Origin of the sequence: Ramlibacter sp. (assembly GCF_036383835.1) — a bacterium.
Lineage (GTDB): Bacteria > Pseudomonadota > Gammaproteobacteria > Burkholderiales > Burkholderiaceae_C > Ramlibacter.
On sequence record NZ_DASVNN010000045.1, the window covers coordinates 38,163 to 59,876 of the forward strand.

The 21,714-nt window shown below is 68.9% G+C and carries 26 protein-coding genes and 1 pseudogene; 20 read left to right on the forward strand and 7 right to left on the reverse strand.

Features of this window, described 5'->3' with window-relative positions; genetic code table 11:
• Positions 1-180 precede the first annotated feature (180 nt).
• Together VF522_RS07715 and VF522_RS07720 are read left to right on the forward strand one after the other, a co-directional pair.
• Positions 181-1,053, forward strand: a complete 873-nt coding sequence (locus VF522_RS07715; protein WP_330907649.1) for a DMT family transporter — start codon at positions 181-183, stop codon at positions 1,051-1,053.
• Between the two features lie 55 nt (positions 1,054-1,108).
• Positions 1,109-2,191 (forward strand): enoyl-CoA hydratase/isomerase family protein, encoded by a 1,083-nt coding sequence (locus VF522_RS07720; RefSeq protein ID WP_330907650.1) that lies wholly within the window; start codon positions 1,109-1,111, stop codon positions 2,189-2,191.
• 97 nt (positions 2,192-2,288) lie between these two features.
• Here the strand turns inward: VF522_RS07720 and VF522_RS07725 are convergent, their stop codons facing one another.
• The 4 genes from VF522_RS07725 to smpB all read right to left on the reverse strand — a co-directional run bounded on the left by VF522_RS07725 (position 2,289) and on the right by smpB (position 4,680).
• Positions 2,289-3,092 (reverse strand): anti-sigma factor, encoded by an 804-nt coding sequence (locus tag VF522_RS07725; RefSeq protein ID WP_330907651.1) that lies wholly within the window; start codon positions 3,090-3,092, stop codon positions 2,289-2,291.
• 13 nt (positions 3,093-3,105) lie between these two features.
• Positions 3,106-3,666: a sigma-70 family RNA polymerase sigma factor gene (locus tag VF522_RS07730; protein WP_330907652.1), complete on the reverse strand. Its 561-nt coding sequence runs from the start codon at positions 3,664-3,666 to the stop codon at positions 3,106-3,108.
• A 77-nt stretch (positions 3,667-3,743) separates the two neighbouring features.
• Positions 3,744-4,124, reverse strand: a complete 381-nt coding sequence (locus tag VF522_RS07735; RefSeq protein ID WP_330907653.1) for a hypothetical protein — start codon at positions 4,122-4,124, stop codon at positions 3,744-3,746.
• Positions 4,125-4,206: 82 nt separating this feature from the next.
• Entirely contained in the window at positions 4,207-4,680 is a 474-nt protein-coding gene (gene smpB, locus VF522_RS07740) for an SsrA-binding protein SmpB (RefSeq protein ID WP_330907654.1), read from the reverse strand.
• Between the two features lie 60 nt (positions 4,681-4,740).
• On the opposite strand from smpB, the gene VF522_RS07745 reads away from it, so the two are divergent.
• Both VF522_RS07745 and VF522_RS07750 read left to right on the forward strand, forming a co-directional pair.
• Entirely contained in the window at positions 4,741-5,181 is a 441-nt protein-coding gene (locus VF522_RS07745) for a type II toxin-antitoxin system RatA family toxin (RefSeq protein WP_330907655.1), read from the forward strand.
• A gap of 4 nt (positions 5,182-5,185) precedes the next feature.
• Positions 5,186-5,515: an RnfH family protein gene (locus VF522_RS07750; protein ID WP_330907656.1), complete on the forward strand. Its 330-nt coding sequence runs from the start codon at positions 5,186-5,188 to the stop codon at positions 5,513-5,515.
• A 64-nt stretch (positions 5,516-5,579) separates the two neighbouring features.
• On the opposite strand, the gene VF522_RS07755 is transcribed toward VF522_RS07750, so the two are convergent.
• Entirely contained in the window at positions 5,580-6,089 is a 510-nt protein-coding gene (locus VF522_RS07755) for a DUF4124 domain-containing protein (RefSeq protein WP_330907657.1), read from the reverse strand.
• 122 nt (positions 6,090-6,211) lie between these two features.
• On the opposite strand from VF522_RS07755, the gene guaB reads away from it, so the two are divergent.
• The 13 genes from guaB to VF522_RS07820 all read left to right on the forward strand — a co-directional run bounded on the left by guaB (position 6,212) and on the right by VF522_RS07820 (position 19,069).
• A complete protein-coding gene (gene guaB / locus VF522_RS07760; protein WP_330907658.1) occupies positions 6,212-7,681 on the forward strand; it encodes an IMP dehydrogenase in 1,470 nt (489 codons plus the stop codon).
• Positions 7,682-7,778: 97 nt separating this feature from the next.
• A complete protein-coding gene (locus VF522_RS07765; protein WP_330907659.1) occupies positions 7,779-8,087 on the forward strand; it encodes a type II toxin-antitoxin system prevent-host-death family antitoxin in 309 nt (102 codons plus the stop codon).
• Complete coding sequence (locus tag VF522_RS07770) at positions 8,074-8,490, forward strand: type II toxin-antitoxin system VapC family toxin (protein ID WP_330907660.1); 417 nt, start codon at positions 8,074-8,076, stop codon at positions 8,488-8,490. Before VF522_RS07765 ends, VF522_RS07770 begins: the two co-directional genes overlap by 14 nt.
• Before the next feature lies 1 nt (position 8,491).
• The gene (gene guaA / locus VF522_RS07775) at positions 8,492-10,105 is read left to right on the forward strand and encodes a glutamine-hydrolyzing GMP synthase (RefSeq protein WP_330907661.1); all 1,614 of its coding nucleotides are present in this window, start codon (positions 8,492-8,494) and stop codon (positions 10,103-10,105) included.
• A complete protein-coding gene (locus tag VF522_RS07780) occupies positions 10,102-12,060 on the forward strand; it encodes an acyltransferase family protein (protein ID WP_330907662.1) in 1,959 nt (652 codons plus the stop codon). Before guaA ends, VF522_RS07780 begins: the two co-directional genes overlap by 4 nt.
• 168 nt (positions 12,061-12,228) lie before the next feature.
• Positions 12,229-12,942, forward strand: a complete 714-nt coding sequence (locus tag VF522_RS07785; RefSeq protein ID WP_330907663.1) for a response regulator transcription factor — start codon at positions 12,229-12,231, stop codon at positions 12,940-12,942.
• Entirely contained in the window at positions 12,939-14,825 is a 1,887-nt protein-coding gene (locus tag VF522_RS07790; RefSeq protein ID WP_330907664.1) for a sensor histidine kinase, read from the forward strand. Before VF522_RS07785 ends, VF522_RS07790 begins: the two co-directional genes overlap by 4 nt.
• Before the next feature lie 92 nt (positions 14,826-14,917).
• Positions 14,918-15,307 (forward strand): hypothetical protein, encoded by a 390-nt coding sequence (locus VF522_RS07795; RefSeq protein ID WP_330907665.1) that lies wholly within the window; start codon positions 14,918-14,920, stop codon positions 15,305-15,307.
• Positions 15,308-15,321: 14 nt separating this feature from the next.
• Complete coding sequence (locus tag VF522_RS07800) at positions 15,322-15,849, forward strand: hypothetical protein (protein WP_330907666.1); 528 nt, start codon at positions 15,322-15,324, stop codon at positions 15,847-15,849.
• 64 nt (positions 15,850-15,913) lie between these two features.
• On the forward strand, positions 15,914-16,558 hold the full coding sequence (locus tag VF522_RS07805; protein WP_330907667.1) for an FMN-binding negative transcriptional regulator: 645 nt from the start codon (positions 15,914-15,916) through the stop codon (positions 16,556-16,558).
• On the forward strand, positions 16,558-16,773 hold the full coding sequence (locus VF522_RS07810; RefSeq protein WP_330907668.1) for a hypothetical protein: 216 nt from the start codon (positions 16,558-16,560) through the stop codon (positions 16,771-16,773). Before VF522_RS07805 ends, VF522_RS07810 begins: the two co-directional genes overlap by 1 nt.
• Positions 16,770-18,155, forward strand: coding sequence for a tRNA adenosine(34) deaminase TadA (gene tadA, locus VF522_RS07815; RefSeq protein WP_330907669.1), 1,386 nt, complete (start codon positions 16,770-16,772; stop codon positions 18,153-18,155). The genes VF522_RS07810 and tadA overlap by 4 nt, the downstream gene beginning before the upstream one ends.
• Positions 18,152-19,069 carry an LD-carboxypeptidase gene (locus tag VF522_RS07820; protein WP_330907670.1) on the forward strand — a complete coding sequence of 306 codons (918 nt, stop codon included), beginning with the start codon at positions 18,152-18,154 and terminating at the stop codon, positions 19,067-19,069. Before tadA ends, VF522_RS07820 begins: the two co-directional genes overlap by 4 nt.
• A gap of 99 nt (positions 19,070-19,168) precedes the next feature.
• On the opposite strand, the gene VF522_RS07825 is transcribed toward VF522_RS07820, so the two are convergent.
• Positions 19,169-19,513 carry a hypothetical protein gene (locus VF522_RS07825; RefSeq protein WP_330907671.1) on the reverse strand — a complete coding sequence of 115 codons (345 nt, stop codon included), beginning with the start codon at positions 19,511-19,513 and terminating at the stop codon, positions 19,169-19,171.
• Positions 19,514-19,815: 302 nt separating this feature from the next.
• Between VF522_RS07825 and VF522_RS07830 the strand changes: the two genes are divergently transcribed.
• The 3 genes from VF522_RS07830 to VF522_RS07840 are packed head-to-tail and all read left to right on the forward strand — an operon-like array spanning position 19,816 to position 21,404.
• The gene (locus VF522_RS07830) at positions 19,816-20,202 is read left to right on the forward strand and encodes a response regulator transcription factor (RefSeq protein ID WP_330907672.1); all 387 of its coding nucleotides are present in this window, start codon (positions 19,816-19,818) and stop codon (positions 20,200-20,202) included.
• A gap of 17 nt (positions 20,203-20,219) precedes the next feature.
• Positions 20,220-21,002, forward strand: coding sequence for a fumarate/nitrate reduction transcriptional regulator Fnr (gene fnr, locus VF522_RS07835; protein ID WP_330907673.1), 783 nt, complete (start codon positions 20,220-20,222; stop codon positions 21,000-21,002).
• A 27-nt stretch (positions 21,003-21,029) separates the two neighbouring features.
• Positions 21,030-21,404 carry a chaperone modulator CbpM gene (locus VF522_RS07840; protein WP_330907674.1) on the forward strand — a complete coding sequence of 125 codons (375 nt, stop codon included), beginning with the start codon at positions 21,030-21,032 and terminating at the stop codon, positions 21,402-21,404.
• A gap of 43 nt (positions 21,405-21,447) precedes the next feature.
• Here the strand turns inward: VF522_RS07840 and VF522_RS07845 are convergent.
• A pseudogene (locus VF522_RS07845) lies at positions 21,448-21,714 on the reverse strand (ribose-phosphate diphosphokinase); the annotation flags it as partial.

Here is a 21,714-nt window from a genome sequence, read left to right on the forward strand (position 1 = left end):
TTGGTAAGCGATGGAGCCCGACGCAATCACAAACTCATGGCATTCATTCGAAAAACGCGAATCTGACCGATCACCGCACTGGCGCGACGGGTGCGATGTCCCGCGCGTCTCCCATTATCTTACTTATCGGCCCCCCGCGCTTGATAACATCCGGCGCTTCCGGAAGAGAACCACGACCCCTTGAAACTGACGCATACGAAAGCGGTCTTCCTCATGGTCGCGGTGACCCTCATGTGGTCCATCGCGGGCGTGATCACGCGCCACCTCGAGCACGCGCGCAGCTTCGAGGTGACCTTCTGGCGCAGCTTCTTCACCGTGCTGTCGCTGCTCGTCATCCTGCCGTTCTTCCAGGGACGTGTCGTGTTCGCCAGGATCCGCCGGGGCGGCTGGCCGCTATGGCTGTCGGGGATCTGCTGGAGCGTCATGTTCACGGCGTTCATGGTGGCGCTCACGCTCACCAGCGTGGCCAACGTGCTGGTGACGATGGCGATCGGCCCGCTCCTGACCGCATTGATCGCGCGGGTGTTCATCGGCCACCGCATTCCGCTGCGCACCTGGCTCGCGATCCTGGTCGCCGGGGCCGGCATCGCCTCCATGTACGGCGCGCAGATGGAGCGCGACCAGCTCGCCGGGACGCTGGTGGCGCTGCTCGTGCCGCTGGCGGGTGGCATCAACTGGACGATCACGCAGCGCGCGCATGCGCAGGGCCAGAACGTGGACCTCGTGCCGGCGGTGCTGGTGGGCGCCGTGCTCTCCTCGATCGCGACGCTGCCGCTGGCCATGCCGCTGCGCGCCTCGGCGCACGACATCGGCCTGCTGGCGCTGCTCGGTCTCGTGCAGCTCGCCATCCCCTGCGCGCTGGCGGTGATGTGCGCCCGCGTGCTCAAGGCGCCCGAGATCGCCTTGCTGGCGCTGCTGGAAGTGATCTTCGGCATCGTGCTGGCCTGGTTCGGCGCCGACGAAGTGCCGGGCCAGACCGTGCTGGCCGGCGGCGCGCTGGTGATCGGCGCGCTGGTGGCGAACGAGCTGCTCGGATGGAGGCAGCGGGCATGAGCCGCCGGGCCGCTCCCGAGGCGAATACCGCAGCGCACCGCGCGGAGGTTTCCTGATGAGTCATGTCGTCGCCGAAGTCCGCGGCAGTGCGGGACTGATCACGCTGAACCGGCCCAGGGCGCTGAACGCGCTGTCGCTCGACATGATCCGCGAGCTCACCGCGGCGCTGCTCGCCTGGCGCGACGACCCGCGCGTGGAGCGCGTCGCGGTCCGTGGCATGGGCAAGGAAGGCCCGTTCGGCGCCTTCTGCGCCGGCGGCGACATCCGCTTCTTCCACCAGGCGGTGCTGGCCGGCGATCCGCGGCTGGAGGATTTCTTCACCGAGGAATACACGCTCAACCACCTGATCCACGTGTATCCGAAGCCGTACGTCGTCTTCCTGGACGGCATCGTGATGGGCGGCGGCATGGGCATCTCCGCGCACGGCGGCGACTACAGCCTGCGCATCGCCACCGAGCGCACGAAGATGGCGATGCCCGAGACCAACATCGGCCTGTTCCCCGACGTGGGCGGCGGCTGGTTCCTGGCGCGCTGTCCCGGGCGGCTGGGCGAGTACCTGGCGTTGACGGGCAACCCGATCACGGGCCAGGATGCGCTCGCGGCCGGCCTGGCCGACCTCCTGGTGTCCTCGGCGGAGCTGCCGACGCTGTGGGAGCGCATCGCCGACGGCGAGGGCTTCGCGGCGCTGCGCGAGCGCACGCGGCAGCAGGCCACCGGCACGAGCGCGCTCGCCGCGCAGCGCGCCGACATCGACCATTTCTTCGCGCTGCCGACCGTGAGCGCGATCGTCCACGCACTCGAGGCGGACGCCTCCGGCTGGGCGCAGCAGACCGCCGCTGCACTGCGCCAGCGTTCGCCCCTGATGCTGCACGTCACGCTGGAGCACGCGCGGCGTGCCCGCCACATGAAGCTCGCCGACGACCTGCGCATGGAGCGCGACATGGTGCGCCACTGCTTCCAGCTTCGTCCCGGCGCGGCCAGCGAGACCTTCGAAGGCATCCGCGCCCTCGCGATCGACAAGGATCACGCGCCGCGGTGGAACCCGGCGCGCATCGAGGAGGTCGCGCCGGAAATGGTGCAGGCCTTCTTCGCGAGTCCGTGGCCCGCGCACGCGCATCCCTTGCGGGACCTGCGCTAGTCCGCGGTCGACGTAGGGTGGGCAACGCCCGTTGCCCACCGGGCATCCGGGAAACGGTGGACAGCGGAGCTGCCCAACCCTACGCGACGCGAAACGTTCACAACTGCCGGTACACCGACTCCGCGAGCACCAGCAGCCCCTGGCGCGGCAACTTGCCCGAAAGCGCGTAGCCGAAACCCTGGTCGACCCAGTAGAAGCTCGCCACGTCGCCCTGGGTCGAATAGCGGAACGTGGTTTCTGCCGTGCCTTTCGCATCGACCGCGCCGACGTAGAGCGTCACGCGCTGGCCGCTGCCGTTCTGGTACATGAACTGCGCCCGGGCGCCGCTTTCCCCCGGCAGCAGGCGGCCGCCGACCAGCTCGTAACCCATGGCACCGAGATTGGGGACCTTCAGCGGCCGGTTCAGGCGCTTGGACAGCCACTGCACCAGGTGGTCCTGCTGCGCGGCGTCCACTTCGACCGGATGCCGCACTTCGGGCAGGTACACCGAGTGCGCCAGCACGGCCTGGCGCGCGAACTCGCCCGGGCCGCGCGCCCGCGCGATGGGCTGCACCTCGTGCTGGGACTGCCATTGCGTGTTCGCCATCCATCCCGCGGCGAACGCGAGCAGCACCGAAGCGGCGATGCCGCCCCAGCGGACCCAGCGCAGAGCGCTGTCGCTGCGGTGGTGGAGCCGCTGCGCCGCCTGCGCCAGCAAGGGCGGCGCGGGTTCGTGCAGCAACTGCGCGTGCAGGGCGCGCAGCGCCAGCTTCTGTTCCGTCCACGCGGCCACGGTGCGGGCGGCTTGTGGATCCGCGTCCAGCCGCGCCTGCACCGCCGCGCGCGCGGCTGCATCGAGGCGTCCGTCCACGAAGGCGTGGAGTTCGGCCTCGTCCTGCTGCAGTCGCTTGTCGTCGTTCATCTGCGACCTACTTTCACTTCAAACGGCGCAGCGAAGGCGCCGCTCCCGACGCGGGCGGTTGCCGCCCTTCCATCAGTTCGCGCAGGCGGCTGCGTGCGCGCGACAGCCGCGACATCACCGTGCCGATCGGCACCCCGGTGATCCGCGCCACGTCCTCATAGGCAAGGTCCTGCAAGGTGACCAGCAGCAGCACTTCGCGCTGCTCCTCGGGCAGCCGCAGCAGGCACCGCTGCAGGTCCAGCGCCTGGTCCGGGGCGCCGCCGGGCGCCGCCAGCTCCTGCGCCACGTCCTCCACGTCCACCCGGTGCGCCTGCTGGCGCAGCGCGCGTCGCGCACCGTCGACGAACAGGTTGTGCATCAGCGTGAACAGCCAGGCGCGCAGGTCGCTGCCCGCCGTCCACAGCTTCCAGCGCTCGCAGGCACGCTCCAGCGTGTCCTGCACCAGGTCGTCCGCCGCCCAGGCGTCGCCGGTGAGCGAACGCGCGTAGCGGCGCAGGTCGGGGATGTGCCCGACCAGCCCCGGGCGCGAGGAGGAACCGGCCAGTCCGGGAGGCGACGACGACGTGGCGTGCATGGTGCGAGCCTAGCCTGGCTGGACGGTATGCCTCGGGCGCGCACCGCCCCACGGGGAGCGTTGCGGCCGCAGCGGGATCAGGGGCGAGCCAGACGCCAGACGTTGTTGACGCCGTCGCCGGTGCGGTCGCCGGGCTTGGTGTCGCGCTGCCAGAAGTAGACCGGCTTGCCCTTGTAGGCCCACTGGCGGGCGCCGTCGTCGCGCACGACGATCGTCCAGTCGCCCGACGCGCTGTCGGAAGCGCTGGCCATCAGGGGCGGCCAGGCGGTCGCGCACTGGCCGTTGCAGACCGACTTGCCCGAGCCCATGGTGTCGCGGTCGAAGGTGTACAGCGTCATGCCGTTCGAGCCCACGAAGACGCCGTCGGACACCTTGGCGGGAGCGTGGGACATCATCGAGGCGCAGGCTGCGAGCAGGGTGCCGCAGGCGAGGGTGACAGCGAGGCGAGGCAGGTTCATGGTCTTCTCCTGGATGGGGTTTTCGTACCTGCATGAACGACGGCCGGGACGCGTTTATTCCCGCACCCGGGTTTTTCCCCGATCAGCGGTGGCGCTCCTTCATCGCGCGCTCCACCTCGCGCTTGCCTTCGCGGTCCTTGATCGTGTGGCGCTTGTCGTGTTCGGCCTTGCCCTTGGCCAGCGCGATCTCGCACTTGACCTTGCCCGCCTTCCAGTACAGCTGCAGCGGCACCAGGGTGTGGCCCTTCTGCTCCACCTTGCCGATCAGCCGGCGGATCTCGTCCTTGTGCATCAGCAGCTTCTTGGTGCGGGCCGATTCGGCCTTCACGTGGGTGGAGGCGGTCCTGAGCGGGTCGATGTGGCAGCCGATGAGGAACAGTTCGCCCTCGCGGATGACCACGTAGCCTTCGGTGATTCGGGCCTTGCCTTCGCGGACGGCCTTGACCTCCCAGCCTTCCAGCACGATGCCCGCCTCGTGCCGCTCCTCGAAGAAGTAGTCGAAGGCGGCTTTCTTGTTGTCGGCGATGCGGGAGGGCGTTTCTTTCTTTTTCGTCATGAGCTGACAGGTGAGGCCGGCGGCGGCTCTCTACAATCCCGCGCGGGCCCGCAATTCTCCATGAAAACAGTCCACAAGTCCGTGCTCATCTGGTACAGCGCCGAAGAGATGTTCGCGCTGGTCACCGACGTCGCGAAGTACTGCGAGTTCCTGCCCTGGTGCGACCGCTCCACGGTGATCGCGATCGAGCCGGATGGCATGAAGGCGGAGGTCGGCATCCATTTCTCGGGCATCCGCCAGACCTTCACCACCCGCAACACCCACGTGCCGGGGCGCGAGGTGCGCATGAAGCTGGTGGAGGGACCTTTCTCCAACCTGGATGGCAGCTGGAAGTTCCAGCCCGTGGGCGAAGCCGACCAGCGCGCCTGCAAGGTCACGCTGGAACTGCACTACGGCTTCAAGAGCAGTGCCCTCGCGGCGCTGGTGGGCCCCGTGTTCGACAAGATCGCCGGCAACCTGGTGGACGCTTTCGTCAAGCGCGCCGAACAGGTCTACGGCTGAAGCCATGCGCGTGGTCGTGATGTATTCGCCGGCGCCGCGGCAGGTGCTCGAATGGGCCGTGGACGTGCCCGCGGGTGCCACGGTGGGCGACGCGGTCCGCGCCAGCGGCTGGCCGGAGGCCACGCAAGGGCAGGATGTTTCCGCGCTCGACCTGGGTATCTGGGGCCGCCGCAGCAGCCTGGAGCAGGTGTTGAAGGAAGGCGACCGCGTGGAAATCTATCGTCCGCTACTGGTGGACCCCAAGGTGGCGCGGCGGGAACGCTTCCAGAAGCAGGGCGCGCGGGCGACGGGCCTGTTCGCCAAGCGCAGGCCGGGCGCCAAGCCGGGGTATTGAAAACGTGGATCCCCGCCTGCGCGGGGATGACCCTGCTGGCGGCGCGTCGCGCCGCCGCGCACGGTCATTTCGCGCAGTCGCGCGCGATGATGTCGTTGAGGTGCTTGACCTCGGCGGCCCGCTGGCCCTCGTCCATGAATTCGCGCTCGCCCTTGTCGTTGGTGCGCACGACGCGCAGGCCCGAATCGAAGGTCGCCTTGGCGTTCTTCGCGCGGCTGCAGTTTTCCGTGCGGGTCGCCGCGATCTTCTCCTCGTCGGCCTTCTTCTTCGCCTGGTCGCCCGCTTCCTTTTCCTTCTTCTTCGCCTCCAGGTCCTTGTCCTTGCCGGAAGGCTTGGGCAGGCTGGTGGCTGCCGCGGCGGCGGCCGGGGCCTCCGTGGCGGCGGCCTGCTGCTGGATCGCGGTGGCGGCCGCGCCACGGCCCGTCTTCACGATGCGGTTCGGCGCGATGTCGGGCGGCGGCGGCTGGTCGCTGAAGACCTTGCGCCCGCTGTTGTCCAGCCATTGCCACTGGGCCGCGGCGGCCAGGGGCAGGGAACAGGCGAGAGCGAGCAGGGCAAGGCGGGCAGCTTTCATCGTTCGAGTTTAGCCCGACCGTCGGGAAACCGCGTAGGGCATCGGCCTGGCCGTGGCGCGCAAACCCCGGCCGGGTCGTGCAAAAGTGCACGCGGGTACAATCCTTTTTTTGGAGCGATCAGATGCGGCTTCTCGGAAAAGCGCTCACCTTCGACGACGTGTTGCTGGTGCCGGCGTTCTCCCAGGTCCTGCCCAAGGACACTTCCCTCTCCACCCGGCTCTCCCGCAACATCCAGCTGAACCTGCCGCTGGTTTCCGCCGCGATGGACACCGTGACCGAGGCGCGCCTGGCGATCGCGATCGCGCAGGAAGGCGGCATGGGCATCGTCCACAAGAACCTCACGGCACAGCAGCAGGCGGCCGAGGTGGCACGGGTGAAGCGCTATGAATCCGGCGTCCTGCGCGACCCGGTGGTGATCACGCCCCAGCACACGGTGCGCCAGGTGCTCGCGATGCAGGAACAACTGGGGATCTCCGGCTTCCCGGTGCTCGATGGCGGCAAGGTGGTGGGCATCGTCACCGGCCGCGACATGCGCTTCGAAACGCGCTACGACGTGCCGGTCAGCCAGATCATGACCCCGCGCGACAAGCTGATCACCGTGCGCGAGGGCACCAATGCGGCCGAAGCCAAGGCGCTGCTGAACAAGCACAAGCTGGAACGCCTGCTGGTGATCAACGAAGCCTTCGAGCTCAAGGGCCTGATCACCGTCAAGGACATCACCAAGCAGACCAACTTCCCGAATGCCGCGCGCGACCCCAGCGGCCGCTTGCGCGTGGGTGCGGCGGTCGGCGTGGGCGAGGGCACCGAGGAGCGCGTCGAGGCGCTCGTCAAGGCCGGCGTCGACGCCATCGTGGTCGACACGGCCCACGGCCACAGCAAGGGCGTGATCGACCGCGTGCGCTGGGTGAAGCAGAACTATCCGCAGGTCGACGTGATCGGCGGCAACATCGCCACCGGCTCGGCCGCGCGGGCGCTGGTGGAAGCCGGCGCCGACGCGGTGAAGGTGGGCATCGGCCCCGGCTCCATCTGCACGACGCGCATCGTCGCGGGCGTGGGCGTGCCGCAGATCATGGCGATCGACAGCGTCGCCACGGCGCTCGCCGGCAGCGGCGTGCCCCTGATCGCCGACGGCGGCATCCGCTTCTCCGGCGACATCGCCAAGGCGATCGCGGCGGGCGCCAGCACCGTCATGATGGGCGGCATGTTCGCCGGCACCGAGGAAGCGCCGGGCGAGATCGTGCTGTTCCAGGGCCGCAGCTACAAGAGCTACCGCGGCATGGGCTCGATCGGCGCCATGCAGCAGGGCAGCGCCGACCGCTACTTCCAGGAAGCGACCAGCACCAATCCGAACGCGGACAAGCTGGTGCCGGAAGGCATCGAAGGCCGCGTGCCGTACAAGGGCTCGCTGGTGGCGATCGTGTACCAGCTCGCCGGCGGCGTGCGCGCGGCGATGGGCTATTGCGGTTGCGCCGACATCGAGGAGATGCGCAACAAGGCCGAATTCGTGGAGATCACGTCGGCCGGCATGCGCGAGAGCCACGTGCACGACGTGCAGATCACCAAGGAAGCCCCGAACTATCGGTCGGAGTGACCCTCCCGAACTTCGGAAAAAGGCCAGAACTTTCTGGCCTTTTTTCTTTGTCGGCGATAAAATCTGACCAGATTGCGGTGCAGTCGAACCAGAACTCATGCAAACCGTCCCCATTCATCAGGCCAAGAGCCAGCTTTCCGAGCTGATCCGTGCCGTCGAGAACGGCGAGGAGGTCGTGCTGACGCGCCACGGCAAGCGGGTGATCCGGCTGATCAAGGAACCGGAATCCGAGCAGCCGAGCATCGAGGCGCGGCGCCAGGCGATCGCGCAGGAGCTCGAAGCGCTGCGCGCCAAGGTGGGCCGCGGCGAACCCTTCCAGGCGCTGTGGGACGAGCACAAGCGCGAGCGCGACGCGCGGGGCGAGGGATGGACCGACGACCCGAAGGCGAGCCGTGCTGGTCGTTGACGCTTCCGCGTTCGCGAGCTGGGTCTTCCCCGACGAGGGCGGCGACAAGGTGTCGCAAGCCCTCGTGCGCGTGATGACGGAGGAGGAGAGCGCCACCAGCGCCGCGATCTTCCCGCTCGAGGCGCTGCATGCCGCGGGCCGCGCGCTGGCCCGCGGGCGCTTCAGCCCGAGCGCGCACCAGCACGTGCTGCGGCTGCTGAGCCGCCTGCCCGTGGCGCTCGCGCCCCTGCGCGTCTCGCCGCTCGAGTTCTGGAACTGGTCGCAATCGCTCGAACTCACTCCTTACGACGCTGCCTACCTGAAGGTCGCCGTCGACCTGAAAGCGCCCCTCGTCACCATGGACCGCGCCCTGCGGCGCGCCTGCCTGAAGCTCGAACATCCCCTGATCACCGACCTGGTTTGACATGCAACACGACAAGATCCTCATCCTCGACTTCGGCTCCCAGGTCACGCAGCTGATCGCCCGCCGCGTGCGCGAAGCCCACGTCTATTCCGAGGTCCATCCCTGCGACGTCAGCGACGAATGGGTTCGCCAGTACGCGGCCGACGGCAAGCTCAAGGGCGTGATCCTCTCCGGCAGCCATGCCAGCGTGTACGAGGAGAGCACCGACCGCGCGCCGCAGGCGGTGTTCGAGCTCGGCGTGCCGGTGCTGGGCATCTGCTACGGCATGCAGACCATGGCGCAACAGCTCGGGGGCAAGGTCGAGGCCGGCCACAAGCGCGAGTTCGGCTTCGCCGCCGTCCGCGCCCGCGGCCACACCGAACTGCTGCGCGACATCGCCGACTACACCACGCCCGAAGGCCACGGCATGCTGGACGTGTGGATGTCGCACGGCGACAAGGTCGCCGAGATGCCGCCCGGCTTCAAGCTGATGGCGTCCACCGAGAGCTGCCCCATCGCCGGCATGGCCGACGAGGCGCGCCGGTTCTACGCGGTGCAGTTCCACCCCGAGGTCACGCACACGGTGCAGGGCCACGCGATGCTGGAGCGTTTCGTGCGCGGCATCTGCCAGGCCAGGCCCGACTGGGTGATGCGCGACCACGTCGCCGAAGCGGTGGAAGCGATCCGCCGGCAGGTGGGCGACGAGGAAGTGATCCTGGGCCTGTCGGGGGGCGTCGATTCCTCCGTGGCCGCCGCGCTGATCCACCGCGCGATCGGCGACCAGCTCACCTGCGTGTTCGTGGACCACGGCCTGCTGCGCCTGGACGAGGGCGACATGGTGATGGACATGTTCGCCGGCAAGCTCCATGCGAAGGTGGTGCGGGTCGACGCGAGCGACCTGTTCCTCGGCAAGCTCGCCGGCGTGAGCGACCCGGAGAAGAAGCGCAAGATCATCGGCGGCCTGTTCGTCGACGTGTTCAAGGCGGAAGCCGCGAAGATCAAGGAGACGCATGCGCGCCACGTCGCGTGGCTGGCGCAGGGCACGATCTACCCCGACGTGATCGAGTCCGGCGGCGGCAAGAGCAAGAAGGCCGTCACCATCAAGAGCCACCACAACGTGGGCGGCCTGCCGGAGCAGCTGGGCCTGAAGCTGCTGGAGCCGCTGCGCGACCTGTTCAAGGACGAAGTCCGCGAGCTGGGCGTGGCGCTCGGCCTGCCGCCCGAGATGGTCTACCGCCACCCCTTCCCGGGTCCGGGCCTGGGCGTGCGCATCCTCGGCGAAGTGAAGAAGGAATATGCCGACCTGCTGCGCCGGGCCGACGCGATCTTCATCGAGGAGTTGCGCAACTTCCGCGACGAGAAGACCGGCAAGAGCTGGTACGACCTGACCAGCCAGGCCTTCACCGTGTTCCTGCCGGTCAAGAGCGTGGGCGTGATGGGCGACGGCCGCACCTACGACTACGTCGTGGCGCTGCGCGCGGTGCAGACCAGCGACTTCATGACCGCCGACTGGGCCGAGCTGCCCTATGCGCTGCTGAAGAAGGTGTCCAGCCGCATCATCAACGAGGTCCGCGGCATCAACCGCGTCACCTACGACGTGAGCAGCAAGCCGCCGGCGACCATCGAGTGGGAATGACACACCTCGCGCCCCTGCCGCATCCCAAATACCGACCGGACATCGACGGACTGCGCGCGGTGGCAGTCCTCTCCGTCGTGGGATTCCACGCCTTTCCGCGCTGGGTGCAAGGCGGGTTCATCGGCGTGGATGTGTTCTTCGTCATCTCCGGATTCCTGATCTCGACCATCCTGTTCCAGGCACTCGAGAACGGGAGCTTCAGCTTCGCGGAATTCTATGCACGCCGCGTGAAGCGGATATTCCCCGCGCTTCTGCTCGTGCTGGCCGCCAGCTTCGCGCTCGGGTGGTTCGTGCTGCTGCCGGACGAATACAGGCAGCTGGGCAAGCACATCATGGCCGGAGCCGGATTCACCGCCAATCTGGTCTTGTGGAACGAGTCGGGCTACTTCGACAACTCCGCGGAAACCAAGCCATTGCTCCACCTGTGGAGCCTCGGGATCGAGGAGCAGTTCTACCTGGTCTGGCCGCTCCTGATCTGGATCGCCTGGAAAGGCAAGTTCAACCTGCTGACGATCACCGGCCTGGTGGCGGCGGTCTCATTCGCGCTCAATGCAAAGGGCGTGAAAACGCACCCGGTCGCCACCTTCTACTCGCCGCACAGCCGGATCTGGGAGCTGCTTTGCGGAAGCCTGCTGGCATGGGCCGGCGTGTTCCGGAAGGATTCGTGGACGCCATGGAGGCTCCGGCTCGATGCATGGCTGACCCGCGCCCTGTATCGCGTGCGACGCGAGCCCGACGGAAGCGCGATCGCCAATCTGCTTTCATCGCTGGGAGTGGCGCTTCTTCTGTACGGCTTCTGGCGCATCGACAAGACGTCCAGCTTTCCCGGCAAGTGGGCTGCGATTCCCGTGGCGGGAGCCGTACTGCTGATCGCGGCCGGTCCCAAGGCCTGGGCCAATCGCGTGATCCTCTCCAACAAGGTCATGGTCTGGATCGGGTTGATCAGCTTTCCCCTGTACCTGTGGCACTGGCCCCTGCTGTCCTTCGCCCGCATCGTGTCGACCGACGCTCCCAGCGGCAAGGTGCGTGTCGCCGCCGTCGCGGCGTCCATCCTGCTGGCCTGGCTCACGTACCGCGTGGTCGAGCGTCCCATCCGCGGGGGCACCAAGGGTGCACGCAAGGCTCTCGTGCTGGTGTTCTCCATGGTCGTCGTGGGATCCGTCGGCTACGGCACGTTCGCGCAAAACGGGCTGGGTTCGCGGTTTCCGCCGATCATCCAGGAGCTGACGCAATACAAGTACGACTACAAGCGCGGTTACCGGGAGGGCACCTGCTTCCTGAGGCCGGAGCAGGACTTTCGGCAGTTCTCCCAGTGCCCGACGGAGGCCCCGAACGGCAGGCCGACGCTCCTGCTCTGGGGGGATTCGCATGCGGCACACCTGTATCCTGGCTTGAAGACCCACTTCGGGGATTCCCTCGCCCTCGTGCAGAGGACGGCCAGCGCCTGCCCGCCGATCCTCGGCACGGATCCTCCCGACCGGCCTCATTGCACGGAGATCAACCGGCATGTGCTGTCCCAGCTGGCTGTCCAACGTCCCTCTCGGGTCGTCCTCGCTGCCATCTGGACCGACTATGACCTGTCCGGACTGGAAGCCACGGTCCAGATGCTCCGCAAGGCGGGCGTTGCGGACATCGACCTGGTGGGGCCGGTGCCGCAATGGAACGGCGGCCTGCCGAAGCAGCTCTACGCGTATTTCAGGCAGAGCCTTCCGCACATCGTGCCGTATCGGATGACCCTGGGCTTGAGCCCGAAATCCGTCCAGATGGACGCTGCCCTGCGCGGAAGGGCTGCGGCCCTTGGCGTGAACTACATCTCCCCCATGCAGATCATGTGCGACGCCACTGGCTGCCTGGCCCGGCTCGGGGAAACGGGTGACAAGCTGACGGCGTGGGACGAGGCGCATCTGACGACGGCTGGATCCGAGTTTCTGGTCTCGAGGTTCCCGAAGCCATAGGACGCGAGGCAACGGAACGCGTCGTGCACTTTCCTCATAATCCGGCCATGCACCAGCCGCCGCAGTTCAAGTCAGACGACCCGGCCATCGCCGCGGAGCGGATGCGCTCCCATCCGTTCGCCACCCAGGTGTCGACGGACGACGGCGGCTTCGAGCGGGAGTGACGCAGTGCGCGCCGCAGTCCGCACCACGGTCATCGTCGTCGAGGACAACCCGCTGCATGCGCAGCGCTACCGGGAGAACCTCGCGCGCGACCCCAGCCTCGTGCTGGCCGGCGAATTCGCCAGCGCGGCTGACGCGATCCAGGCGGCCGGAGCCCTCGCGCCCGACGTGGCGCTGATCGACCTCGGCCTGCCGGACGGCAGCGGCTTCGACGTCATCCGCCACATCCGCCAGGCCTCGCCGCACACCGCGATCATGGTGGTCTCGGTGTTCGGCGGCGAACGCAACCTGTTCGAGGCCATCGAAGCCGGCGCCACCGGCTACCTGCTGAAGGACAGCCTGCCGGAAGACTTCAACGCCAGCATCCACGCGCTGCAGGCGGGCGAGTCGCCGATCAGTCCCGCCCTGGCGCGCCTGCTGCTGGTGCGGCTGCGGCCCGGTGCGGCGGCGCCTGCGCCCGCTCCCGCTCCGACGGCCGTACCCGCGCCCGAAGCGGCGCTTTCAGGCGATGCCGCCGTGCCGTCGCCCCTGTCGCCGCGCGAGACCACCATCCTCGAAGCCATCGCGCGCGGCCGCAGCGTGCTGGAGATCGGCGAGAGCCTGCACATCTCGCCGCTCACGGTGAAGTCGCACGTGCAGAAGATCTACCGGAAGCTCGAAGCCACCTCGCGGCAGCATGCGGTGTACCTCGCGCACCAGCGCGGGATCCTGAAGCTGTGAGCCGTCTCGCCGGTGCGCTGCTGCTGCTCCTCGTCCTGGTGCTCGGCGGCGCCGCCGCGCTGCTGCAGCTCGGCGCGCCGCCGGCGGAGGCGCATCTCGTCGACATCACGCAGGCCGCCTTCCTGAAATCGGATGCGCCGCAGCCGCCCGCGGCCGACGCGCCGTGGACCGTGCGGTCCCTGCCGGACAACTGGAACCGCAGCAATCCCGGCCAGTCCGGCTACGGCTGGTACCGGGCGGTGTTCGAGCTGCCGCAGGCGCCCACCGAAGCCTGGGCGGCCTACCTGCCCACGGTGGCGACGACCCACCAGCTCGTGATCAACGGCGTCACGGTCGGCGGCGGCCCCATGACGGGGATTTTCGTGCGGTCCTTCGGGCGCCCGCAGCTCAATGCCATCGCGCCGCAGCTGCTGCACGCGGGCCGCAACGAGCTGCTGCTCCGGCTGCGGGTCGCGCCCAACCTGCGCGGCGGACTGGGCCCGCTCACGCTCGGGCCGCAGCCGCTCGTGGAGCCGATGTACCACCGCGACCTGGCCTTGCGCGTCACGTTGCCGCGGTCCCTGAACATGGCCCTGGTGTTCGTCGGCGTGCTGGTCCTCCTGCTGTGGCTGCGTCGCCCGGAGGAGGGCATCTACGGGCTGTTCGCGGCCCTGGCGCTGGTCTGGTCGCTGCGCAACTTCCACTACACCGTGGACAGCTTCGGCGTGCCGTCGTCCATCTGGGAAGCCTTCGTCCTGGGCAGCCTCGGGCTCGTCGTGGTGCTGCAATGGACGTTCATGCGGCGCTACACCGGGCATCCGGCGGTCGCGATGGAGCGCTTCGTGCTGGCGGCGGCCGTCCTCGCGGTGCCGGTGTTCGCCTTGCTGGACCCGTTGCTCGTGCGCGCCTTGCGCCTGCCCTGGTACGTCCTGTGCGCCGCGATGGGCGCCTGGAGCATCCTGCTGCTGGTGCGCCACCTGCGACGGCCCACGACGACGGGTGCCGGACCCTGGGTGATCCTGGCCGGCATGGTGCTCACGCTGTTGCTGGGACTGACCGACCTCGGCGTGTCCGCGCAGTTGCTTCCCTTCGGACCGGCCGCGCGCATGGCCTACGGTGCGCCGCTGCTTCTGTGCGCGCTCGTGTATGCGCTGGCCGAGAACTACTTCCGGACCTACGACGATGCGCGTGCGCTCAACGCGGAACTGGAACGGCGCGTCCAGGAACGCGCCGAGGAGCTGCAGCGCACGCACGAGCGCCTGCGGGCCCTCGAACGCGAAGCCACCGTGGCGGCCGAACGCGACCGCCTGATGCGCGACATGCACGACGGCATCGGCTCGCAGCTGATCACGACGCTCGATGCCGTGCAGCGCGGCAAGGCGGACAGCCGGGAGGTGGAGCGGCACTTGCGCGACTGCATCGACGACCTGCGCCTCGTGATCGATTCGCTGGAGCCCGAACGCGATTCCCTGCAGCTCGCGCTGGGCAACCTGCGCTATCGGCTGGAGCCGCGCCTGCGCGCGGCCGGCCTGCACCTGGAGTGGGCTGTGGACGACGGCGTGGCGTTGCCTTCGCCGAGTGCGGCGCTGCAGGTGCTGCGCATCGTCCAGGAGGCCGTGACCAACGTCCTGAAGCACGCGGGCGCCGGCGTGCTGCGCCTGGCCTGCCGCAGCGAGGGCGACGAGCTCGTCCTGCACGTGGAGGACGACGGCCGCGGCTTCGACGACGGCGGGCAGGGGGCATCCCCGGCCCACCGCGGATTGAAGAACATGCGCTTGCGCGCGCAACAACAGCTGCACGGTTCGCTCGAGATCGCCAGCAGCGGCGCCGGCACGCGGCTCACGCTGCGTGTGCCGCTGCAGGCGGGACTGTCCGCTGGCGGGAATACTCTTTTCAGCGGATAGGTTCTCTCCGTCACCGATAGTTACAGTCGGCTGGCCTTGCCGCGTGGCGGGGCAGTGCCGCGACTTTTGCGGAGACGTCATTGGAGAGATCAGTGAAGAAGTTGTTCACCATCGGCCTGGGCCTGCTCGCCATCGCCGGCGCTGCGAACGCGGGCGCTTGCAAGGACCCCTGGGTTACCCGCGCGATCCAGGAAGTGAAAGGTCGTGCCCCGCAAGGCTCCGGCAGCAGCGGCGAATGCGACATCCACCGCTATGGCGGCGGCCGATGGAGCAGCTATCCGGACCTGGTGGGCAAGGTGAAGACGGCCTTCGGCATGAACATCGCGGGCTCGGCCAGGCCGGGACCGGCCGGCAACGGCCTCGTGAACGGCCGGCCCGTCATGTCGGGCGGCAACGTCATCGCCCCTGGCGGCGCCAACGTGGTGTCCCCCGGCGGCGGCAACGTGGTCGCGCCCGGTGGCGCCAACCTGATCCAGCGCTGATGCAAGGCGCCGCCATGATGAGGAAATTCGTCACCACGGGCCTCGGCCTCGCCGCGCTCGCCCTCGCGGGGAGCGCGCATGCCGGCCGCTGCCAGGACCCCTGGTTGACGAAGGCCTTCGAGGAAGTGCACGGCCGCGCGCCGTACGACTCCGGCACGATCGGAGAATGCGATCCGCGCCGCTACGGCAACGGCCACTGGGGCAACCATGCCGACCTCCTGGCGAAGGTCCGCGCGGAGGCGGCCAAGCCGCCGGCGACGCGGGAGCAGGTCGTGCGCCCAAACGACCAGTTCGCGGCGCAGGCGCGCTACGACCAGAAGCGCTACCCCGAGGCGCAGCGCGCGCTGAACCAATGCGCGAATTTCCGCAACATCGACCCCACGCGCAAGTCCGCGCCGTCGTACGAGGTCGTGCCGCATCCGGCGGTGAAGCATGCCGCGGAAGTGGACATGCCGGCTCACGGCGGCAACGGCGGCGGCCTGTGCAGCTACGTCCGCAAGCCGGACGTGCAGCAGTGGTATCGCCAGAACTTCCGTCTCTGAGCTGAAAGGGCCGTCCCCGCGAGGGGGCGGCGATCCAGCGCGGCCGCCGGGGCACAATGCGGCCATGTACCAGCCGCCGCAGTTCAAGTCCGACGATCCCGCCATCGCCGCGGAGCTGATGCGCTCCCACCCGTTCGCGACCCTGGTGTCGACGGACGACGGCGGCTTCCCCTTCGCCACGCACCTGCCGCTGCACCTGGAAGAGCGCGACCCCGGATCAAGCCCGGGGCAGGCGGCCGGCTTCGTGCTGCTCGGACACTGCGCCAAGCCCAACCCGCACTGGCGCTACCTGCAGGCGCGGCCGGCGGCCCTGGCCATGTTCATGGGGCCGCATGCCTACCTGTCGCCGAAGGTCTATCCGGACCTGCAGCGCGTCCCCACCTGGAACTACCTCGCCGTGCACTGCAAGGTGCAGGCGCGGCTGGTGGAAGACCCGCTCGCCAAGGACCGCCTGCTGAAGAAGCTGATTGGCGACCACGAGCCGCCCTACGCGGAGCAGTGGCGCAGCCTCGGCGATGAATTCGCCCACAAGATGCTGGCCGGCATCGTCGGTTTCGAGCTGGACGTCGTGGAGTGGTCCTGCAAGCTGAAGTTGAACCAGCACCGGCGCGAAGCCCACGCGAAGATGCGCGAGGTGTATGCCGCCGGCAGCCAGGACGAACGGCAACTCGCCGCGTGGATGCAGCGGCTCGGCATGGAGGGTGCGTGATGCGGGGAATCTTCGGATTGATCGGGCTGCTCGTCGTGGTGGCCATCGTCGGCCTGTTGGCGAAAAAGCAGCTCTCCGCGGGCGTGGCGCCCGTGGCGAATGCACCGGGGTCGAGCGCGCCGGCGGCCACCCCCAAGGCGCAGGTGCAGCAGTTCGAGCAGGCCGTGCAGGGCGCGCTGCAGCAGGCCCGCCCGATGCCGGACAACGAGAAGTGAGCGCAGCAGCGCGCGACGAAGGCTTCATGCGCGAAGCCCTCGCGCAGGCCCGCCTGGCTCTGGCCGCGGGCGAGGTCCCGGTGGGCGCCGTGGTGGTCCATGGCGACCGGGTGATAGCGCGTGGGCACAACGGCCCGGTCGGCAGCCACGACCCGACCGCCCACGCCGAGATCCGGGCGTTGCGCCAGGCCGCGCAGGTCCTCGGCAACTACCGCCTCGACGGCTGCGAGCTTTTCGTGACGCTGGAGCCCTGTGCGATGTGCAGCGGCGCCATGATGCACGCGCGGCTCGCACGCGTCGTGTACGCCGCCGCCGATCCGAAGACCGGCGCCGCCGGCTCGGTGGTCGACCTGTTCGCCCAGCCGCAGCTCAATCACCAGACGCAGGTGCAGCCTGGCGTGCTCGCGCAGGAAAGCGCTGCCGTGCTGTCGGACTTCTTCCGCTCGCGCCGGCAGGAGGCGCGGGTGAACGCGCGGCCGTTGCGGGACGATGCGGTGCGCACGCCGGAGGAACGCTTCCGCGACCTGCCGGACTATCCCTGGGAGCCGCATTACGTCCACGACCTGCCGTCGCTGGCCGGCCTGCGCATGCACTACCTGGACGAAGGTCCGCGCGAGGCGCCGCTCACGTGGCTGTGCCTGCACGGCAATCCGGCCTGGAGCTACCTGTACCGGCGCATGATCCCGATCTTCCTGGCAGCGGGCGGGCGCGTGGTGGCCCCGGACCTGATCGGCTTCGGCAAGAGCGACAAGCCGAAGAAGGACGGCGCCCACACTTTCGAGTGGCACCGCCAGGTGCTGCTGGAATTCGTCGAGCGCCTGGAGCTGCGCAACACCGTGCTGGTGATGCAGGACTGGGGTGGGCTGCTGGGACTGACCCTGCCGATGGAGGATCCGCAGCGTTACCGCGGCCTCCTGGCGATGAACACGGCACTGGGCACCGGCGATGTGCCCTTGAGCCTGGGCTTCGTCGCCTGGCGCGACATGTGCCGCAAGAAGCCGGATTTCGACGTGCCGCGCCTGTTCGAGCGCGGCAACCCGCACCTGCGGCCAGAGGAATGCGCGGCCTACGGGGCGCCGTTCCCGGATGCCGGCCACCGCGCCGCGCTGCGCGCATTCCCGCTCATGGTGCCGGACAAGCCGGAGGCGCCCGGCGCGGCGATCTCCCGCCAGGCGCGCGACTTCCTGTCGCGGCAATGGAAGGGGCGCAGCCTGATGTTCGTCGGCGCGCAGGACCCCGTGCTGGGCGTGCCGGTGATGGAAGCGCTGCGCCAGCAGATCCGCGGCTGCCCCGAGCCCATCGTGCTGCCGCACGCGGGCCACTTCGTGCAGGAGCAGGGCGAGGAGATCGCGCGCACGGCAGTGGGATACTTCCGCCCGTGACGAAACAGCGCATCTACATCTTCTCCCCCTCCAGTGCCGTCGGCAACAAGGCGGCGGTGCGCCGCGGCATCGCGCGGCTGAAGGCCATGGGCCACGAGGTCGAACTCGATCCCGACGTGTTCGCGAGGCACATGCGCTTCGCCGGCGACGACGAAACCCGGCTCGCCGCGATCGAACGCGCGGCGGCGAGCGGCGCCGACGTCGCCATCATCACGCGCGGCGGCTACGGCCTCACGCGGCTGCTGCCCCGCATCCCCTACAAGGCCGTGGCCAAGGCGATCGACCGCGGCATGCAGTTCGTGGGCCTGAGCGACTTCACCGCCTTCCAGAATGCGGTGCTGGCCGAGACCGGCCGCGTGACTTGGTCCGGGCCCGCCGTCGGCGAGGATTTCGGCGTGGATGCCGATCCCGACGAGATCATGCAGGCCTGCTTCGAGGATCTGCTGACCGGCCAGGGCGAGGGCACCGGCTGGCAGCTGCCGGCGGCCGAGCGCGTGGAGAAGCCCATCCAGCAGAAGGGCGTGCTGTGGGGCGGCAACCTCGCCATCGTCTCGGCCCTGGCGGGCACGCCGTGGCTGCCGCAGGTGAAGGGCGGCATCCTGTTCCTCGAGGACGTGCACGAGCACCCGTATCGCGTCGAGCGCATGCTGACGCAGCTGCTGTACACCGGCGTGCTGCAGAAGCAGAAAGCCATCCTGCTGGGGCACTTCACGAACTGGGTGCCCGTCCCGCACGACAAGGGCTTCAAGCTGAAGACCGTGATCGACTGGCTGCGCACGCAGGTGAAGGCGCCGGTGTTCACCGGCCTGCCGTTCGGCCACGTGCCGACCAAGGTCTGCCTGCCGGTGGGTGCGGAGGTCACGCTGGCCGCGGAAGGCCGCGACGCCTTTCTCCTTTGGGGCCACCGGCACTGAAGGCGCGCTACCGGTGGGCAAGCCAGCTTGCCCACCCTACGGACGGGGCAAAAAATAAAGCGCGGCAGGTCCGCGCTTTATTCATGGGGCCGGGCCGGCTCAGTTCATGAGCGGGCTGGGCCGGGAATTCAGGCTACCGGGCAGCAGGCCCTGGAACATGCGGGTGATCCTCTGCACCTGGCTGCGCGCTTCGGCTTCGCCCGCGATCGTGGCGAGGGCCGCCATCAGGTCGCCACGCAGGTACCAGAGGCCCTGGATGTCGTTGGCGTAGCGGATGCGCCGGGTGACGTTGGCGAACTGCTTGGTGCCGGCTTCGCCCAGCAGCGACAGCATCGCCTCGCGGATGTCCTCGGTCCCGCTTTCCAGCACGGAGTCGCTCGGCGTAGCCGGATTACCCAGCAGGCCGTAAATGCTGTTGCGGATGCCACTCTTCAACCAAGCCATAGTCCAGCTCCGATCTCACCAACGTTTTATTTGGAACAGGGGGTCCGAAAGTATTGCAATTGTGAGGGCTTGACAAGGCTCCGCTGTGACGAAGTTCACGATCCGGCACGCAGAGCCAGCCCATTTCGTAACCGAAGGTGAGCTGCGTAGCGATCCACCGCGCGCGCCGGGCGTCCACGCCTGTCCTAGGACGATTCCTAGCCGCGCTCGGTGCAGCGACCAGGCCGTTTCGGAGTTCTCCGAGCCGCCGATTCAGCCGCCGCCGATGTCGCGAAAAGCGCCCGGCCGCGAAGATGGCTCCCATGAATCCGAACGGCTCCTTGAAGGTGTTCCTCGCCGACGACTCGCTGCAGATCCGCCAGCGCGTCAACGCGCTGCTGGATGCCGCGCACATGGCCGTGGTGGGCGAGGGCGCCACGCCCGACTCGTGCATCCACGGCATCCTGGCCTCGCAGCCGGACGTCGTGGTGCTGGACCACCAGCTCGATGGCGGCACCGGCCTGCAGGTGCTGAAGGCCGTCCGCGAGGCCGACCCGCAGGTGGCGTTCGTGGTGTTCAGCAACAACTCGGCGCCCGCCTACCGCAAGCGCTACCTGAACGACGGCGCCGCCCGTTTCCTCGACAAGAGCACGGAAATCGACCAGCTCGCCCAGGCCGTCGCCGCGGCCGGCCGCCGCCCGGTGCACTGAACGACCAGAGAACAACCATGCAGACCGCCACCCGCCACACCGCCCCCCTCCAGTTCGTTCCGCGCGAGGACGCCCGCCGCGATGCCGCGCCGGCGCCGCTCCGTACGCTGTGCTCCACCTGCCACCTGAAGGACCTGTGCCTGCCCTGCGGCCTCAACGGCACCGACATCGAGCGGCTCGACGGCCTCAAGTTCGCCCGCCGCCGGATCAAGGAAGGCCAGGCGCTGTACCACGAGGGCGAGAAGTTCCAGTTCATCTACGCCGTGCGCAGCGGCACCTTCAAGTCGCACCTGACGCTGAAGGACGGCCGCGAGCAGGTGACCGGCTTCCAGATGGCCGGCGAGCTGCTGGGCCTCGACGGCCTCGCCTCCGGCCAGCACGCCAGCAGCGCGATCGCGCTGGAGGACGCGGAGATCTGCGCGATCCCGTACGCGCACCTGATGGAACTGGCCAGCACCAGCACCGACCTGCAGCACGTCATCTCGCGTCTCATGAGCCGCGAGATCGTGCGCGAGCACAGCCTCATGATGCTCCTGGGCAGCATGAACGCCGAGGAGCGCCTGGCCGCCTTCCTCCTCAACATCTCGCAGCGCATGAAGGCGCGCGGCTGGTCGGCCAGCGAGTTCCACCTGCGCATGTCGCGCGCCGAGATCGGCAGCTACCTTGGGATGAAGCTGGAAACCGTGAGCCGCACCTTCTCGGCCTTCCAGCACCAGCGGCTGCTGGAGGTGGACAAGAAGCACGTGCGCATCACCAGCCTCGAAGGACTGCAACAGGCGTTCGACATGCGCGTACAGTAGGTCCGTGCCTTCCCAAGGAGGCCGGTCATGACCGTCCACGTACCCGAGCTCTGGGGCCTCGAGGCCCATCACCGCGTCGAGCTCGAAGACCTCGCCTCGATGTGCAGCCTGAGCGCGGCCGAACTGCGGGAGCTGGTGGACTACGGCGCCCTCGTGCCGCTGCTGGGTGAAAGCGGCGACGCCGGGTTGCAGTTCAGCGCCGCCTGCGTCCCGCCGCTGCGCGAGGCGATGCGCCTGCGCACCCACTACGACCTGGACCTGTTCACGGTGAGCCTGCTGCTCGGGTACCTGCAGCGCATCGCCCACCTGGAGCAGCAGGTGCGGGCGCTGCAGGCGAACCTGCCGCATCCCTCGCTCCTGCCGCGCGAGGGGCCCACGCCGTGGAGGGAGCCGCACGCGTAGGACCGAACCAGCGGTGGGCCAGCGAGCTTGCCCACCCTGCGCATCAAGGCGCCGCGCAGGCCTGCCCCAGCGCGTCGGCCAGCAGGCCCGCGACGCCGATCGCATTGGTCGGATGCGGCACCGTGTCGCAGCTGGCGATGCGGCTGATGCCGGCACGATGCAGCATGTCGATGCCGGCCGCGTCGGTCAGCGCATGCACGGCCACGCACACGGCCTGGCCCCAGCCCGCGGCGCGCAGCACCTGGCTCGCGCTGGCGATGGTGTTCCCGGTGGAGATGAGGGCGTCCAGCAGCACCGGCGTGGGCCCCTC